The organism is Stenotrophomonas mexicanensis (assembly GCF_032911605.1).
Taxonomy (GTDB): domain Bacteria; phylum Pseudomonadota; class Gammaproteobacteria; order Xanthomonadales; family Xanthomonadaceae; genus Stenotrophomonas; species Stenotrophomonas maltophilia_A.
Map to the genome: position 1 here is coordinate 82823 of NZ_JAWJTG010000006.1, position 16873 is coordinate 99695.

The following is a 16873-nucleotide window of genomic DNA, read 5'->3' on the forward strand; positions in this document are numbered from 1 at the left end:
CGTTACTGCCCCTTGCGTTCGGCTCGGCGCACTGCGCTCGGTACGTCGATCTCAACCCGCGCCGGCAGCTGGTGCACGTGCAGTTCCTTGTTGACCCACTCGGCTGCTTCGCCGTTGATACTCGCCTCGCCCGGATCACCGGCGTATGGCCACGGCAACACCACGCCTCCCACCGGTGGCACCAGGCCCGGCTGCACCTCCAGCACCAGCTGCTTGTCGCTGCGCTGCAGGCGGTAGTTGAGCTGGCCCTGCGGCGTACGCAGGCCTTGCACGGCGATGCCCTCGCCCTGCAGCCACGCGGTCGGTACGCCGGCGGCCAGCACCAGTGACTCGTCCATGTCGCGGTTGTAGGCGAACATGTCCAAGGCCGAGCGCACGAAGTCCGAGGCCACCCAGGCATGCGGCAGGTCACCGACGAAGAACGGCCTGCGCGGCGTGCGCGAAACCACTTCGGCCCACTGGTTCCAGGCCTGCGGTGCGCGGTCCTTGAAGAAGAACTCGGTGGCCTGCCAAGCGCGATCGCGCCAGCCCAGGCGCACGAACGCGGCCACGTTGCGCCACTCGTACGGGGTGTAGTCCTTCCACTCGCGCTTGCCATCGCGACGGGCAACGAACTCGTTCCAGTAGCGTTCGAAGGTCGCCTCCAGCGCCTGCTGCGGCAACCTGCCCTGTTCGCCGCCCGGGGCCAGTGCGATGGTGGTCGAGGTCGCGTCGAAGTCACCCAGCTCGGCCGAGCCCGGCAGGTAGTCGATGTTGTGCTGCTGCATCGCAGACAGCAGCGAGGCCTGCAGATCATCCCGGAACTGGTCGCGCGACTCGGCGATCTGCATCGCTTCGACCTTGCCCAGCTGGGTCGCCAACAGGGCCGCGTCCTTGTAGCCGCGCAGTGCCCAGAAGTTGTCCCAGTACGAGTGCATCGGCTTGGCCGAATAGCCTTCGTGGCTGATCGAGGCCGGCATCATGCCGTAGAAGGCCGGGTTGCGTGCGCGGTTCTCCTCGGTGCGCTCGCTGGCGCGCAGCTGCTCCATGTAGCCGTAGGCGCCCTGCACATGCGGCCACATCAGCTCGGTGAAAGTGCTGTCGCCGGTGTAGCGCCCGTACTCGGCGATGCTGTAGATCAACTCGCCATGGCTGTCGTTCTCCGGCACCGGGTCGCTGCCGCGGGCATCGACGCAGCACGGCACCTTGCCGTTCTCGAACTGATACGGCGCATACCAGTTGATGTAGTCGCGCACCGCATCACTGCGGCCCATGCGCAGCAGGCCCTCGGAAATCATCGCGCCATCGCGGATCCAGCTGCGCGCATACGAACGCGTGCCCGGCTGCAGGCGTGGGCCGACGCGCGAGATCAGCATGTGCGCGACCGCGGTGCGCAGGGTATCCACCAGCGCCTGGCCCGCAGCCGGCACCTGCAGCGAGACCACGCCCAGCTTCTTGCGCCACTGCTCGGCCACCTGCGCCTGCGCCTTGGCCACGTCCAGCGCCTGCGGTGCCCAGCCACCGGTCTGTGGCAGCACCACCGCCACTTCACGGCTCTGGCCGGGCTCCAGCTTGATCGTGTACATCAGCGCACCCGACGCCATGCCGGTGCTGTCCTTCACCGCTGTGGTCGCCGGGTACGTGCCGCTTTCCAGATGCATCGCATCAAGCTTGCCGTCGAACGTACTGGCAAAGCGCGCGTCCGGCACCTGCAGCGGGTAGATGCGCGGCTCACCGTTTACCCGCACCAGCTGCTCACCCACGTCCAGTGCATCGATGCGGCTGAAACCACCGACGGTGTTGAGGAACTGGGTGGGCGGGTTGACCTGCCACGGGCGGATCGCCAGCGCCAGGGTGTACTCGTGCGCGACCTTGTCCGGATTGCTCAGCCGGTAGCGGCCGATCAGCTGCGCGCGCTCCGGCGTACCCTGCACGAAGCTGGTCACTGCCAGGCCGACCTTCTCATGCACCCAGTCGACGTTGGCGATCGGCAGGTAGTGATCCTGCAGCGACTGGGTGATGGCCACCTTCGACCAGTCCAGCAGCTTGCCATCGAGGCGGATGAACGGCTCGATGCTGAAGCTGCCTTTGGCCGGCTCCAGTGCGCCATCCTCGCTGATCAATGCCTGTTCCTGGCCACCATCAAGGCCGAGCAGGGTCCAGTACGGCTGCTCGCCCACATAGGCACGAGGCAGCGAGCCCCGTGGCAGGTCGGCAGCGACCGAGGACAGGAATGCGTTCGGGGTGGAGGCAAAGGCCAGCGGCTTGAGCGCGATGTCGCGGATGCCGTAGCGCCAGTTCGGGCCGTCCTGCAGATCGAAGCGCACGTAGCGCGCATCGGTGTCCGGCAGCGCAAGCCAGTCGCGGCCACCGGCACCACTGGTGACTTCGCGCACGGTGCGCCAGTCGCGGCCATCCTCGGAGGTGCGCACGGTGTAGCGGCGGGCTTCCAGGTTCGGCAGCCAGTCGATCACCGCACCACCGATCTCGCGGCTCTTGTGCAGGTCCAGGCTGATGGTCTGCTGCTTGACGCCACCGCTGATCCAGAACGTATCGCTCTTGCCGTCGATCATGCGGTCCTGCAGCGCGGTGGCGGTATCGGCGATCACCGACGGCACCAGCGCCGAGTCATCCTGGGCTGGCAGGCCCTGCAGGGTCAGCTTGTCGAAGCACACCGTGCCGCGGCCGCCGACCTTGCTGTAGATCGTGAACTCGACCGCAGCGCTGCGTGCCATCTCCTTCTCGGGAGACGGCCCCCACGCCTTGTCGATCTGGCGACGGCGATACTCGACCGGCGTCCACGCCTTGGGGAAACTGTAGCCGGGACGATTGACCCACCAGACGTTGTCGCCGCTGGCATCGATCAGCTTGAACTGCAGGTCGTTGCCCGGTGAATCACCGCGCAGCTGGAAACCGAAACGGTAATTGACCGGGTAGTCGATGTTCAGCGCGCGGCGGATGCCGACGTAACCGGAGACATCGTGGAAGTCATAGTCCAGGCACAGCGCGCGGCCACCACCGGCGCCGCTGACCGGCCGCAGCGAACCGCTGACCTGGTCGGACAGCACCAGCTTCCAGGCTGCGATGTCGTCGAAGTCGTCCAGCACCTTCGGTGCCGGCAGCGCCGGTGGTGCGGCGATCGCCAGGGAGGTCCACAACAGGCCCAGTCCAACGGCGATCGCTCGCTTCATCCTTTGACGCTCCCTAGCAACAGACCTTGGATGTAGTACCGCTGCAGCACCAGGAACAGCGCCAGCACCGGAACCACGGTGACCACCGCGCCGGCCATCATCATTTCCACGTCCATGATGTGCTCGCGCGAGAGGGTGGCCAGCGCCACCGGCAAAGTGTAGTGCTCCTGGTCGGTCAACACGATCAACGGCCACATGAAATCGTTCCATGCACCCATGAAGGTGAAGATCGCCAGGGTCACCAGCACCGGCTTGAGCATCGGCAGCACGATCTGGAAGAAGATCCGAAGCTCCCCTGCCCCGTCGATGCGGGCCGCTTCCAGCAGTTCGTCCGGAATGGAACGCGCGTACTGGCGCACCAGGAAGATGCCGAACACGCTGGCCAGCGCCGGCACGATCACGCCGCCGAAGCTGTTGACCAGACCGAGCTGCTTCATCAGCAGGAACAGCGGCAGCATCGCCACCTGGGCCGGAATCACCAGCGCCGCCATCAGCACCTGGAACAGGCGCTCGCGGCCGACGAAGTTCAGCTTGGCGAAGGCATAGCCGGCCATGGTGTTGAGCAGCAGCGAACCCAGGGTGATGCCGACCGACACCAGCAGGCTGTTGGCGAAGTTGCCGCCCATGCCGGTGCGCGCGAACAACTCATGGTAGTTGCGCGTGGTGATGCTGGACGGCAGCAGCGGCGGCGGGAAATGGGTCGCCTCGCCCTGTGGCATGAACGAAACCGAGAGCATCCACAGCAGCGGTGCCAGGCTGACCAGGGCCAGCACCAGCAACGCACCATTGATCAACCACGGGTACCAGCGCGACTGGCCGATTTCACGACTCATACCAACTGCCTCTTGCGGCCGAAACGCAGCATCACGGTGGTCACCGCCAGGATGATCAGGAACAGCAGGAACGCCACCGCGGAGGCGCGTCCCAGGTTCCACCACTTGAAGCCTTCCTCGAACATGAAATACAGCACGCTGACGGTGCTCTGCAGTGGGTCGCCGCGGGTCATCACATACGGTTCGGCGAACAGCTGGAAGTAGCCGGACACGGTGATCACGCCGACCACCAGCAGCACCGGGCCGAGCATCGGCAGGGTGATGTGCAGGAACTGCTTCCAGCGCGAGGCACCGTCGATGCGGGCGGCCTCGTACAGGTCATGCGGGATGGCCTGCAGGCCGGCCAGGAAGATCACCATGTTGTAGCCGAAGTTCTTCCACACTGCGAACAGCATGATGGTCGGCATCGCCCAGTTGGGATCACCCAGCCAGTCGATCGGGCTGATGCCCAGGTGGCCCAGGCCGTAGTTCACCAGACCGTAGCTGGTATGGAACAGGTAGCGCCAGATCACCGCCACTGCCACCAGTGTGGTCACCACCGGCGCGAACAGCGCGGTGCGGAACAGCGCCTTGAAACGCGCGGCAGGTGCATTCAGCAGCATCGCTGCGCCCAGCGACACGCCGATCGACAACGGCACGCCGATCAACACGAAGTAGGTGGTGTTCCACAGCGACTTCCAGAACATCGGCGTCTGCAGCAGATCGATGTAGTTGCCGAGGCCGACGAAGCGCAGGTTGCTGCTGTCGGCCAAGGCATACAGGTCGAAATCGGTCACGCTCAGCGCCAGCGCCGAGGCGACCGGCAGGCCGAAGAACATGCCCAGCACGATCAGCGAGGGACCGGCGAAAACCCAGCCGGCAAGCGAGGTACGTTTCATTGCGCGCTCCCGGCGGCCACGGCACTGCTCGATTGCGGCGACGGCACGCGCTGCTGCAGGCGTTGTTGTTCATGCATCCAGCGACGCTTGGCCAGCACCTTGTCCACGCGCTGGTCCAGCTCTTCCACGGCCTTGTCCTGCGCCAGGCCACCACGCACCACCTTCTCGGTGACGATGCGCATTTCCTGCACGATGCGCTCCCACTCAAGCACCTTCGGCGTCGGCTTGACCCGCTCCAGCTGGTCACGGAACGCAGCGGCCAGCGGATCGTTGGCCAGCGACGGCGCGTTCCAGGTACTGCGGCGCGGCGGCAGGTCGCCGATGATCGAATGGAAGCGCGCCTGGATTTCGGGTCGCGACAGGAACTCGATCAGCTTCCACGACGCCTCCTTCTGCTGCGATTTGCGGAAGATCACCAGGCTGGTACCACCGGCAATACCGGCGCCCGGGCCGTCCGGACCCGGCAGCGCGGCCGTACCCCACTGCCCTTCAAGTTCCTTCGGCTGCAGCTTCTTGAACTCGCGGATGTTCCAGGGGCCGGAAATGTAGAACACGTTGAAGCCACGGAAGAACTCATCCCAGACGTTGGAAATCTGCGTCTCGGACATCTTCGGCGCCCAGCCCTGCTCGAACATGTTGGCGTAGAAGGCCAGCGTGCGACGGAAGCCCGGGCTGGCGAAATTGCCGCGGGTGTCGTCGTCGCGCAGCAACGGATCAGGCTGCTGCAGTGCCAGCGAAAGCTGCTGCTCGAACTCGTTGATCGGCATCAGCACCGCATAGCGGTTCGGGCCCTGCATGCGCTTGATCGCCGCCATCTGCTCGTCCCACTCCTGCCAGGTGCGCGGCGGGTGGTCGTAGCCGACCTTGGCCAGCAGGTCCTTGCGGTAGTAAATCAGGCGGGTATCGACATACCACGGCACGCCTACCAGTTCGCCGTGGATCACATTGGTATCCCAGATGCCCTGGAAATAGTCCTTCGGGTCGACCACGGACGAACGCTGCACGAACGGCTGCAGCGGCGTCAGCGCGTCCAGTTCGGCGAACTCCGGCACCCAGGTGTTGCCCAGCTGGCATACGTCCGGCAGGCCGTCGGCGGCGAACGCGGTCAGCAGCTTCTCGTGCGCGGCCGTCCATGGGATGTTCTGCACATCCACCTTGATGCCCGGATTCTCGGCCTCGAACTCATGGATCAGCTCGCTGACCACCTCCGCCTCGCGTCCCATCGCCCAGAAGCGCACGGTGGTGGTGCCCGGTTCGGTACGGGCGCAGCCGGCCACGGCCAACACGGCCAGGGCAGGCAGCGCCCAGCGGCGCAGGCGGTCGATCCAGTTCGGCATCGGGTTACTTGCCCTGGCCTGTATTGCGGTTGGCATTGTTCTTCTGTTCCTGCGCGGCAGCCGCGCGTGATTCGGCGATACCCACCGCGCGTGCCGCCGCGGCCTTTTCGTCTTTCTGCAGTTCCAGCGGCTGGAACGAACCTTCCGGTGCCAGCCAGCCACCGCTGAACCCGGCCCGTTCCAGGCCCTTGCGGATGTACGGGTTCTTCTTCATCACTTCCCAGACGAAGTCATCGCGGTAGTTGGCGATCATGGTCAGGATCGGGCCTTGGTCGATGGCGATGTAATCGCTGGCGACCCAGCCGCGATCCGGCACCAGGCGACCGGTCTTGATCGGGATGTCGTAGTTGAAGCTGGGGTTGAACGAATCCAGGAAACCGTAGCTGGAATAGATGTAGTCGCCGTAGCGCTTGTGCATTTCCAGCGTGGCCGGGATCACCTGCTCGGGCGCGAACACCACCGAGGCGATCGCGGCGGTCGGGGCGATGGTGCCGTCATCGAAGTTCTCGCGCAGGCCGGCGCCGCGCGAGGAGTAGTGGCGGAACTGGCGCTGCTCGCCGCGGTACTCCTGGGTGGTGTTCTGCGGGCCGTCGCTGGCGGTGAGGCCCCATACGTTCTCGCCATAGTCCTTCCACTGCATCGGGTTGGCGATGGCGTACTCGCGCTGGGCCAGCGCAGCCGAGCGGCTGTTGAGGAAGTAGGTGCTGCCGCGCTCGCGCATGTACGCGTCCTGGATATCGCGGAAGTCGATCCAGACATGGCTGTACTGGTGGCCGAACAGCGGGCCGAAGGACAGGTATTCCTGGCCCTGGTAGACGCCCCAGTCGTTGTCGTAGGTGCGCGTCCACACTGTCCACGCATCCGGGCTGACCGGGTGCGTCGGCGACCCCAGGGCGAGGATGTAGACCATCATCGCCTCGTTGTAGCCCATCCAGTCGTGGTCGATGAAGCCGCTCTCCGGGAACCAGCCCATCGAGATCAGCGGCGCACGCTGCTGCAGCCACGGCCAGTCGACCTTCTTGTACAACGTGTCGGCGATCTGGCGGATCTCCTTCTCGCGCGGATCGTCACCGTCGTAGTACGACTGCGCGAACAGCACGCCCATCATCAACAGCGCGGTATCCACCGAGGACAGTTCAACCCAGCTGTCGTAGCGACGCCCTTCCTGCATGTCCAGGAAGTGGTAGTAGAAGCCCTTGTAGCCGGCCTTGCCGGTGCGCTGCGGCCCCATCGGCACGTCGCGGAAGAACTTCAGCGTGGTCAGGGTGCGGTCGATCGCCTGGTTGCGGCTGACCCAGCCGTTCTCGATGCCGATCGGATAGGCGGTCAGCGCGAAGCCAACCGAGGCGATGCTGGCGAACGGCCGCGACGGATAGCGGTCCGGGGTCAGGCCGTTGATCTCGTTGGTGGTATCCCAGAAGAACTGGAAGGTACGGCGCTCGATGTCATCGAACAGCGGCGGCAGCACCGGCTTCATCGGCCGCGGCGGTGCGTCGGCCTCGATCAGGATCACCGGCGGCCGCGGCTTGGCAGGTTCCTGCTGGGCCGGCTGGCAGGCGGCCACGGCCAGGCTCAACGCTGCGGCGGACAACAGATGGCGTGCCTGCATGGCGCGATTTCTCCGGTGGTCTGATCGATGGGAAAGCATACCGTCCAATGATCTGAAATCGTTTACAAGATGCGTTCTGAAAAAACCACGAAAAACGTGGTTTGACACCGCGATCATTGCCCATGCCGCTGCCGCCTGGCCGGCAGCGGCATGGGCAATGGACCGGCACGGGGCCGGCCATTGCCTTTTTTCTTCCTGCCGATGCCGCCGGGGGAGCGGCGGCATCGGATCGTGCATCTACATCCGGGCTTAGAAGCGGAAGCCCACCTCAGCCTTGACCTGGCGCGGCGTACCGATGATGTCGCCGGTCTCGTTGTAGCTGACCAGCAGCTTGCCGTCGCTCTTCACGTAGTTCAGCTTGGAGAAGTTGTCGAAGTTGAGCACGTTGATGATGTCGATACGGGCATACAGCTCGGTATCGCCGGCCAGCTTGAAGGTCTTGGTCGCCTGCAGATCCAGCGAGCGGTAGCCGAAGATCTTGCCGCCGAGCAGGAAGTGGCCGTTGCCCGACGGTGTGCCTGCAGCCGGGGTCGGCATGCAGTTCGAATTGCCGGCCTGGGCGATGCAGGACCAGTCGTTGCCCGGGGTCGGCGTGGCCAGGGTCAGCTTGCCACCGAAGGTGATGCCCCAGAAGCCGTCATACGAGCCGGTGACCACCAGGCGGTGGCGCGGCGCGCCGTTGGACTTGATGGTCGGGTATTCACCGATGGTGCCGCGATCGAACGAATAGTGCTCGTTGATGTTGCGGTTGTGGCGGGCATTGGTCCAGGTGTAGGCGATCGAGGTGCCCCAGCCGCTTTCCTTGCTGTACGGCTTCTGCGCCGACAGCAGGATCTGGGTGGAGCGGGTCTTGATGCCCTGCTGGCCGATGATCAGGCTGCCGAAGCCCGGGATGCTGCAGCCCCACGGCTGACCGTAGGTCGGCTCGTCAGCGCCGCACAGCAGCTGGTTGTCGAAGAAATTGCCGTTGTTGAAGCGGTTGCCCAGCGTGTAGGCGAAGCCGTCGTAGGTCAGCGTGCGTGAAATCGTGGCATCGGTCAGCCACTCGCCGATCTGGTTGCTCATGCCGAGGCTGAACTGGTCGGAGTACGGCACCTTCATGTTGTTGTTCAGCAGATCGACTTCCATGCCTTCATTGCTGGTGGAACCCAGCAGTGCCTGCACGTTCTCGATGCCGTTCATCAGGTTCGGGTTCCAGTCAAAGCACGGGGTCTGTCCGTACATGCAGCTGCCGGTGGCCGGGTTGCGGAAGAACACGGTCGGCTGCGGCAATGCCAGCTTGGTGGTTTCCAGTGCCAGGTTGTCGAACAGGTCGCGATCATAGGACCGGCCGGCGCCACCATGGAACACGTGCTGCTCATCGGCGTTGACGTCATACGAGAAGCCCAGGCGCGGCTGCCAGGCATTCTTGAAATTCTTGCGATTGTGACCGGTGCTGATGTAGTCGTTGACGTTCAAACCACTGAGCGCCAATGTCTGCGCATAGGTCTGGCCCGGAGGCGCATGCCTGTCCTGCGAGAACAATGCGTTCACAACCTCCGGCGGGGTCACGAAATCGGTATAGACCGGGTTCTTTTCGTAGTCCCAGCGCAGGCCGATGTTCAGCTGCAGGTGGTCATTGACCTGCCAGTCGTCCTGGATGAACAAGCCGATCTGCTTGACCTTGGCGCGCACCTCGGACTGCACGCCGGTGACACCAGTACTGGCCTTGGTGAACTGCGCCTTGTAAGGGGTGCCGGAGGAGAAGGCAGGGTTGTCGATGGTGTAGAAGAACTGCGGATTGATCTGCGCGGCATCGGACGCGTACAGATCGATCTGCTTGTACTTGGCGCCCATCTTGATGGTGTGGTCGCCGGCCCACTGGAGGCCGTCCAGGGTCAGGTTATCCTCGATCGCCCAGCCCTTCTGGCCCTTCACCTGAGAGGCGAACGCATCGGCTGCGCCGATCTGGACGAGGGTCTTTTCCTGCGGGGTGTTCCGGTTCTTGTCACCAAAGTCCGGCGCGGTGTAGACGATACCGTTGCCGTAGGTCAGCGGCAGCGGATTGTTGAACGCCTCCTCATGGGTGACCATCAACTCGTTGTAGAAACGCTCACCGCTGTGGTTCCAGCGCAGCGCGTAACGGCGGTCGGTGTTGTCCACCACCTTGCCGTGCACCTTGGCGGTCTGGTCACTGAACTGCTGCTGGGTTTCGTCGCGATCCTGGAAGGTCAGCTCGATACGATCGTTGTCGGTCGGCTCGAAGTCGATCTTGGCGAAGATCAGGTCCTGCTGGAACGGCTGGCTGGCCGGGCCGAGACCTGCGAGACCATCGGCGGGCAGATTGGCGGCCGCCGAGCTCACTGCACCGTCCGGCGCGATGGTCACCGGCAGATCGAAGCGCTTGGCTTCATAGGTGACGAAGAAATGGGCCTTGTCCTTGATGATCGGGCCACCCAGCGCGAAGCCGTATTCCTTCTCGGCCGAGTCTTCCTTGCTCTTGCCCGGCTGGCGTTCGGCCGGGGTCATCGCACGCATGCTTTCGTTGGTATAACGGTAGAAGGTCTCACCCTTGAACTCGTTGGTACCCGACTTGGTCGCAGCCGTGATCGCGGCGCTGGACACCTGGCCGTACTCGGCCTTGTAGTTGCCGGTGATGACCTTGTACTCACCGATGGCCAGCTGCGGGAACGGGTTGCCCGCGCTGCCGGACTGGCCGGAGATGCCGCCACCCTTCACGTAGCTCTTCTGGCCCACACCATCGATATAGACGTTGGTGCCGTCGGAGTTGGTGGCACCGCCACGCAGCGAGGTGTTGCCCTTGGCATCGCGGGTGAAGATCATGCCCGGCACCGCGTCGGCGAACTCCAGGAAGTTGCGCGAGACCTGCGGCGTGGTCTGGATCTGCTGCAGGCTGACGGTCTTGCCGACTTCGGACGTGCGCACTTCCTGCAGCAGGGTCGGTGCGACAACGTTGACGGTGTCCAGGTTGGTGGCCGCGGTCGAACCCGGGGTGCTGCTGGCGGCACCGGCGAAGTTCAGGGTAGCAGTCGAGGCCACGGTGACGGTGACCTTCTGCGACTGGCCGTTGGCGACCACGTCATAGGTGCCCGGGTCCAGGCCCATCAGCGAGTAGCTGCCATCGGCACGGACGGTGCCGCGACGGACGGTGCCGGTGGCCAGGTTGGTGGCGGTCACTTCGGCGCCGGCCTGGGCGCCGGAAACCTGGCCGCGCAGGCTGGCATTGGCCGACTGCGCCATGACGTTCGGAGCAGCAGCCAGCATCAGGCAGCTGACCAGTGCGGTGCTCAGCAGCCGGCGCGCCGGCGTGCGGAAGGTGGTGTGCATCATCAACTCAATCTCCGGGTGGCGGTGACCGCTCGCGCGGTCCCTGCGATCAATCAAAAAAGAAGGAACGCCTCTGGCTTCAATGGCCCGATGGCGGAGTGGTGGAATCGCGAACTATCAAGCGGGGAACCAGGGTCTGCTTGTCCCCTGTCCCGTCCGTGGAGGTGCCGTCCATCAACTGCAGCAGGCGCGTCATGGCCCGGTCGCCGAGCTCGGCGATGCTGACCTGCATGGTGGTCAGCGACGGGTGGACGAAACGCGCCAGTGGAATGTCATCGAAACCCGCCAGGGCGACATCGGTCGGAACACGGACACCGGCCTGCGTGAATGCATACAGGCATCCCAGGGCCATCATGTCGTTGGCGGCGAACACGGCATCAGGCAGCGCTCCGGCTGCCAGCAACTCCTGACCGGCGCGATGGCCGGAAGCTTCGTCGAAATCACCGGGCAGCTCGATGCCCTCGGCGCCACCGCCAAAAGCCGCCAGCGCGTCACGGAAGCCGCGCAGGCGCTCGCGCGCGTCGAAGTTGAGATCCGGGCCAGAAATGAAAGCGATGCGACGGTGGCCGGCGTCAAGCAGATGGCGGGTCATCGCCATCGCACCGGCATGGTCGTCGATGCTCAGCACCGGGTGGTCCTGCCCGGGCAGATAGGTGTTGATCAACACCGTCGGCAACGACTGCGGCAGGTTGTCGGTCAGGAAACCGGGGCTCTCGGCATAGGGCGAGAGCACCAGCAGGCCGTCGACGCGGCCGCGCATGGCGCGCAGGGCCGCGCCCTGCTGCTCCTGGTCACCGTGGTAGCTGGACACCAGCAGGTGCTGGCGACGGCTACGGGCGACATTGTCGATGCCACGCATCAGTTCGGAGAAGAATTCGCCGTACAGGTCAGGCAGTACCACGCCCACCGTATTGGTGCGGCGGCTGCTCAGGCTGCGGGCGGCGGCGTGCGGGGTGTAACGCAGCCGTGCGGCCACCTCCAGCACAAGCTGGCGGACCGGTTCGGCGACATTTTCATGCCCGTTGAGCGCGCGGGAAACCGTGGCCACGGAGACCCGGGCTTCGCGAGCGACGTCTTTGATTGTGATAGCTGCCTTGTTCACGAAGCCGCCCTCCACGGCTTGGACCTACCAGCATTGGCGCGGAATGTAAGCGTTTCCATCTGGGCTTGTAAACAGTCCGTTAGGCGAATGTCCCGAAATGGACATGGAAATCTGTCTGCAGCGAGCCCCCGCAGGGACCCGCCAGGACAGCGTGGGACAAGGGCTCAGCCCTGTTCTGACGGGGTCTGCGCGCGGATGGACAACGCGTGGATATCGGTCTCCATCATCGTCCCCAGCGCGGCGTACACCGCGCGATGCCGGGCCAGCGGGCCCAGTCCGGCGAAGCGTTCACTGACCACATGTACGTTGAAATGGCCGCGGCCATCGCGCGCACCGGCATGGCCGGCGTGGCGATGGCTGTCGTCCTCGATCTCGAGCACGCTCGGCGCCAGCGCATGCTGCAGCGCATCACGCATTCGCGAGATCCGTTCCGCGTTCACGGCAACACCTTCCGGAACGGTCGCACCTGCACGCGGGTGTAGACGCCGGCGGCCACGTACGGGTCGGCGTCGGCCCAGGCCTGGGCCTGCAGCAGCGACTCGAACTGCGCGATCACCACCGAACCACTGAAACCGGCCGGGCCCGGGTCTTCACTGTCCACCGCCGGGCAGGGGCCGGCCAGCAGCAGGCGTCCCTCGTCGCGCAGCGCGTGCAACCGCGCCAGGTGTTCCGGCCGCGCCTGCAGCCGCTGCGCCAGCACATCCTGGCCGTCATACCCTTCGATCACATACCACACCGGCATTTCCTCGCTTGCGTTGTCGGGTCCGCAGATTCTAGCCAATGCGGCCCCTGCCCCGGCCCGGCTGGACACTGGCGCAACAAAGGCTTACCCTAGACTCCATTGCACGTGGCTGGATGCAGCAGCCCGTCGGTTTTTGCGGCCAACGCAGCCCCCGACGACCGTCCCGCTGCTTCAAACCGGACCACCTGGCCGGGCCACGTAGACGACCTCCCCGTAGTTCCGTCGCTGCCGTTTCCTGCGGCGCGTCCTGCTGTTTGATATGTGTGGAATCGCGCCGATCCCGGCGTGTCTGGTGCCCTGGGGCTCCGTGGCGTTGGCCCGGCGAACCCGGTGCCGCGACTGGTCCGTTGCAATCCTGATGTCCATTAGATGACTTCCGAACTCGCGCTCGACGCGAACCCGCCAACCCGGCCGCCCGCCCCCCAGCAGCAGGAAATGCCGCTGGCCGTGGTGCATGGGCAACCGGTCCTGCAGATTCCGCAGGACCTGTACATTCCGCCGGACGCGCTGGAAGTCATCCTGGATGCCTTCGAAGGCCCGCTGGACCTGCTGCTGTACCTGATCCGCCGCCAGAACCTGGATGTCCTGGACATTCCCGTCGCCGAGATCACCCGGCAGTACGTGGAATACATCACCGTGATGCGCGAGCTGCGCTTCGAGCTGGCCGCCGAGTACCTGGTGATGGCGGCGATCCTGGCCGAGGTGAAGTCGCGCATGCTGCTGCCGCGCCCGGTCAGCGAGGAAGGCGATGAGGCCGACCCGCGCGCCGAGCTGGTGCGCCGGCTGCAGGAGTACGAACGCTTCAAGCAGGCCGCCGAGGACATCGACGCCCTGCCCCGCCAAGACCGCGACACCAGCCTGGCCCACGCCTTCATGCCCGAACGCGCTGCGGTGAAGCTGCCGCCGCCGGTGGACCTGAAGGAGATGCTGCTGGCCCTGCACGACGTGCTCAAGCGCGCCGAGCTGTTCAGCGGTCACGCCATCAAGCGTGAGGCGCTGAGCGTGCGGCAACGCATGGGCGAAGTGCTCGGCCGGCTTGAAGATGGCAAGTTCTATCGTTTTGAAGGGCTGTTCACCGCTGAAGAAGGCAAGCTGGGCGTGCTGGTCACGTTCCTGGCAGTGCTGGAACTGGCCAAGGAACAGCTGCTGGATATCGTCCAGGAAGAACCGCTGGCGCCGATCTACGTGAAGTCGCTGGCGGCCGGCAACACCAATGCCCCGCTGCAGTTCAGCAGCGAGTTCGACGACAACGATGCCGCCAATGCGGACGAGTGAGCGCTGACTGCCGATGGATCAACCGCTGATCGACCGCATTGTCGAGGGTGCCCTGCTGGCCTCCAGCCAGCCGCTCACCCTGGCCCAGCTGAAGGACCTGTTCCCGGAAGAGGAACCGGCACCGCCGGGAAGCATCGAACGCGCACTGGAACGCCTGCGCGAAGCCTGCGAAGGCCGGGGCGTGGAACTGGTCGAGGTCGCCTCCGGCTTCCGCTACCAGGTCACCGGCGAAGTGCATGGCTGGATCAGCCGGCTGTGGACCGAGCGCAAGACCCGCTACACCCGTGCCACCCTGGAAACCCTGGCGCTGATCGCCTACCGGCAACCGATCACCCGCGGCGAGATCGAACAGGTGCGCGGCGTGGCGGTCAGCAGCAACATCATCCAGGCGCTGGAAGAACGCGAATGGATCCGCGTGGTCGGCCACCGCGACGTACCCGGCAAGCCGGCGCTGTTCGGCACCACCAAGGGCTTTCTGGATTATTTCGGCCTGAAGCGATTGGATGAGCTGCCGCCATTGTCGGAACTGAAGGACCTGGGCGAGCTGGAACCCCAGCTGTCCCTGGACCGCGATGCACCGGCAGCGGCAAGCGCCGACGGTCCTGACCTCTCGGCCGGCGACGAAGGCGCTGCCGCGAACGATGATGCCGGCCTGGCCGGCAGTGACACCCCCGATTCCGCCGACGCAGCCCCTGCGCCGGCTTCCGATGAGCAAGCACCTTCGCCCCTCGATGATGGGCACCCCGATTCCGCGCCGGGCGAGCGCGCGGTGCCAGTGAACGAACGCGAAGACAACGCCGTCGCGATGACGACCGTGGCTGTTGACCAAGCCGATTCCGAACCAGAGGCCGACCTCGAAACCGTCGGCCGGAGCAAAACTGATGAGTGACACCCCTCGCAAGCTGTCGTTGAACAAGCTCTCGCTCAAGCGTGAAGCCACCTCCGAACAGTTCAAGTTGGAAGAACGCCTGCACAAGGTGCTGGCACAGGCCGGCCTTGGCTCGCGCCGCGCGCTGGAACAGCGCATCGCCGAAGGCCTGGTCAAGGTCAACGGTGAAGTCGCGCAGACCGGCATGTCGGTCAAGAGCGGCGACAAGATCGAGCTGGATGGCCGTGGCTTCGTCGCCACCGCCCTGGCCGAGCCATCGCGCGTGCTGGTCTACAACAAGCCGGAAGGCGAAGTGACCACCCGCGATGATCCGGAAGGCCGCCCGACCGTGTTCGAATCGCTGCCGCCGCTGAAGGGCGCGCGCTGGATCGCGATCGGCCGCCTCGACATCAACACCACCGGCCTGCTGCTGGCCACCACCGACGGTGAACTGGCCAACGCCATGATGCACCCGTCGTTCGAGGTCGAGCGCGAATACGTGGTGCGCGTGCGCGCGCCGGAAGGCGAGGAAAAGGTCTCCGACGCCATCGTCGACCGCCTCACCCGTGGCGTCGCGCTGGAAGACGGTCCGGCCAAGTTCGACGAGATCGAACGCATCGGCGGCACCGACTCGCACGACTGGTTCCGCGTCGTGGTGAAGGAAGGCCGCAACCGCGAAGTGCGTCGCCTGTGGGAGTCGCAGGGCTGCCAGGTCAGCCGCCTGAAGCGCACCCGCTACGGCAAGGTGAGCCTGCCGCGCGAACTGGCCCGCGGCCATTCGGTGGAACTGGGCACCGCCCAGGTGGAAGCCCTGCGTGCGCAGCTGAAGCTGGAAGAAGGCGCACCGTCGGCACTGACCCTGCAGCCGGTGATCGGCCAGCGCCGTGCCGCCAAGACCACCGTGCGCGTGCGCGAAGGTGGCCGCGGCAACGCCTACGTCAACGGTCACAACACCGCTGACGAAGGCCGCGAGCTGCGTCGTTTCGACAACGTCCGCGAAGACCGCGGCCGTGGTCGCGGCGGCAAGGGCGGCGGCTTCAAGGGCGGCCTGACGGTCAGCGGCGAAGCGGCGGCCAAGCAGTCGCAGAAGCCGTTCAAGCAGCGTGCCCAGAAGAACGATCGTTCGCTGCCGGAAGGCAATCCGGCCGCGTTCCGCACCTGGTACGTGCCGGATGGCGTGAGCACCGGCCCGAGCGGCCATCGCAATGCCGGTCCGGGCGCACGTGGCCCGGGGGCCCGTGGTCCGGGCGCAGGCGGCCAGGGCCGTCCGTACGGCAAGCCGAAGGGTCCGGGTACTGGCGCCGGTGGCGGCCAGGGCCGTGGCGGCTTCGGCGGTGAAGGCCGTGGCGGCGCAGGCGGCCAGGGTCGTCCGGCCGGCGCGGGCAACCGCTCGCAGGGGCAGGGCAACAAGCACCCGTACGGCCATCCGGGCAATGCCCCGAGCTTCCCGTCCGATCACGCCACCCCGGGCTTCAACCCGTATGGCAGCCCGAAGCCGGCGCAGGGCGCCCGTCCGGGCGGTCGCGGTCCGGGCGGTGGCAACAACCGTGGTCCGGGCGGTAACCGTGGTCCCGGTGGTCCGGGTGGCAACCGTGGCCCGGGCGGCCCCGGTGGCAACCGCGGTCCGGGCGGCCCGCGCCGCAGCGGCCCGCGCGGCGGCTGATCGGCGATCCGACTGAAATGAAAAACCCCGGCTCCGGCCGGGGTTTCTCTTTAAAAGGGGACGGAGGGG

Annotated in this window: 12 protein-coding genes; 3 read left to right on the forward strand and 9 right to left on the reverse strand. The window is 65.6% G+C overall.

Annotated elements, in window-relative coordinates:
- Nucleotides 1-2: 2 nt before the first annotated feature.
- From R1L06_RS04795 to R1L06_RS04835, 9 genes are all read right to left on the reverse strand, one after another.
- Nucleotides 3-3170, reverse strand: a complete 3168-nt coding sequence (locus tag R1L06_RS04795) for a discoidin domain-containing protein (RefSeq protein ID WP_154264027.1) — start codon at nt 3168-3170, stop codon at nt 3-5.
- Nucleotides 3167-4003 (reverse strand): carbohydrate ABC transporter permease, encoded by an 837-nt coding sequence (locus R1L06_RS04800; RefSeq protein ID WP_006378064.1) that lies wholly within the window; start codon nt 4001-4003, stop codon nt 3167-3169. The genes R1L06_RS04795 and R1L06_RS04800 overlap by 4 nt, the downstream gene beginning before the upstream one ends.
- Complete coding sequence (locus tag R1L06_RS04805) at nt 4000-4881, reverse strand: carbohydrate ABC transporter permease (RefSeq protein WP_032129770.1); 882 nt, start codon at nt 4879-4881, stop codon at nt 4000-4002. The genes R1L06_RS04800 and R1L06_RS04805 overlap by 4 nt, the downstream gene beginning before the upstream one ends.
- Nucleotides 4878-6218: a sugar ABC transporter substrate-binding protein gene (locus R1L06_RS04810; RefSeq protein ID WP_317217044.1), complete on the reverse strand. Its 1341-nt coding sequence runs from the start codon at nt 6216-6218 to the stop codon at nt 4878-4880. The genes R1L06_RS04805 and R1L06_RS04810 overlap by 4 nt, the downstream gene beginning before the upstream one ends.
- Nucleotides 6219-6222: 4 nt before the next feature.
- Nucleotides 6223-7827, reverse strand: a complete 1605-nt coding sequence (locus R1L06_RS04815) for a glucoamylase family protein (RefSeq protein WP_032129772.1) — start codon at nt 7825-7827, stop codon at nt 6223-6225.
- Between the two features lie 249 nt (nt 7828-8076).
- On the reverse strand, nt 8077-11157 hold the full coding sequence (locus R1L06_RS04820) for a TonB-dependent receptor (protein WP_317217045.1): 3081 nt from the start codon (nt 11155-11157) through the stop codon (nt 8077-8079).
- A gap of 76 nt (nt 11158-11233) precedes the next feature.
- Nucleotides 11234-12271, reverse strand: coding sequence for a LacI family DNA-binding transcriptional regulator (locus R1L06_RS04825; RefSeq protein WP_032129774.1), 1038 nt, complete (start codon nt 12269-12271; stop codon nt 11234-11236).
- Between the two features lie 149 nt (nt 12272-12420).
- On the reverse strand, nt 12421-12696 hold the full coding sequence (locus tag R1L06_RS04830) for a BolA family protein (RefSeq protein ID WP_434060509.1): 276 nt from the start codon (nt 12694-12696) through the stop codon (nt 12421-12423).
- Nucleotides 12693-12992, reverse strand: a complete 300-nt coding sequence (locus R1L06_RS04835; RefSeq protein ID WP_032129789.1) for a YciI family protein — start codon at nt 12990-12992, stop codon at nt 12693-12695. The genes R1L06_RS04830 and R1L06_RS04835 overlap by 4 nt, the downstream gene beginning before the upstream one ends.
- A gap of 375 nt (nt 12993-13367) precedes the next feature.
- Between R1L06_RS04835 and R1L06_RS04840 the strand changes: the two genes are divergently transcribed.
- From R1L06_RS04840 to R1L06_RS04850, 3 genes are read left to right on the forward strand one after another with little or no spacing between them, the layout of a single operon-like run.
- On the forward strand, nt 13368-14273 hold the full coding sequence (locus R1L06_RS04840) for a segregation and condensation protein A (protein WP_088026563.1): 906 nt from the start codon (nt 13368-13370) through the stop codon (nt 14271-14273).
- A 13-nt stretch (nt 14274-14286) separates the two neighbouring features.
- Entirely contained in the window at nt 14287-15162 is an 876-nt protein-coding gene (gene scpB, locus R1L06_RS04845) for an SMC-Scp complex subunit ScpB (RefSeq protein ID WP_317217046.1), read from the forward strand.
- Nucleotides 15155-16804: a pseudouridine synthase gene (locus tag R1L06_RS04850; RefSeq protein WP_317217047.1), complete on the forward strand. Its 1650-nt coding sequence runs from the start codon at nt 15155-15157 to the stop codon at nt 16802-16804. The genes scpB and R1L06_RS04850 overlap by 8 nt, the downstream gene beginning before the upstream one ends.
- Nucleotides 16805-16873 lie beyond the last annotated feature (69 nt).

Coding starts and splice junctions, on each gene's coding strand:
- R1L06_RS04795 (WP_154264027.1), bottom strand. CDS start 3,170: ATGAAGCGAGCGATCGCCGTTGGACTGGGCCTGTTGTGGACCTCCCTG.
- R1L06_RS04800 (WP_006378064.1), bottom strand. CDS start 4,003: ATGAGTCGTGAAATCGGCCAGTCGCGCTGGTACCCGTGGTTGATCAAT.
- R1L06_RS04805 (WP_032129770.1), bottom strand. CDS start 4,881: ATGAAACGTACCTCGCTTGCCGGCTGGGTTTTCGCCGGTCCCTCGCTG.
- R1L06_RS04810 (WP_317217044.1), bottom strand. CDS start 6,218: ATGCCGAACTGGATCGACCGCCTGCGCCGCTGGGCGCTGCCTGCCCTG.
- R1L06_RS04815 (WP_032129772.1), bottom strand. CDS start 7,827: ATGCAGGCACGCCATCTGTTGTCCGCCGCAGCGTTGAGCCTGGCCGTG.
- R1L06_RS04820 (WP_317217045.1), bottom strand. CDS start 11,157: ATGATGCACACCACCTTCCGCACGCCGGCGCGCCGGCTGCTGAGCACC.
- R1L06_RS04840 (WP_088026563.1), top strand. CDS start 13,368: ATGACTTCCGAACTCGCGCTCGACGCGAACCCGCCAACCCGGCCGCCC.
- scpB (WP_317217046.1), top strand. CDS start 14,287: ATGGATCAACCGCTGATCGACCGCATTGTCGAGGGTGCCCTGCTGGCC.
- R1L06_RS04850 (WP_317217047.1), top strand. CDS start 15,155: ATGAGTGACACCCCTCGCAAGCTGTCGTTGAACAAGCTCTCGCTCAAG.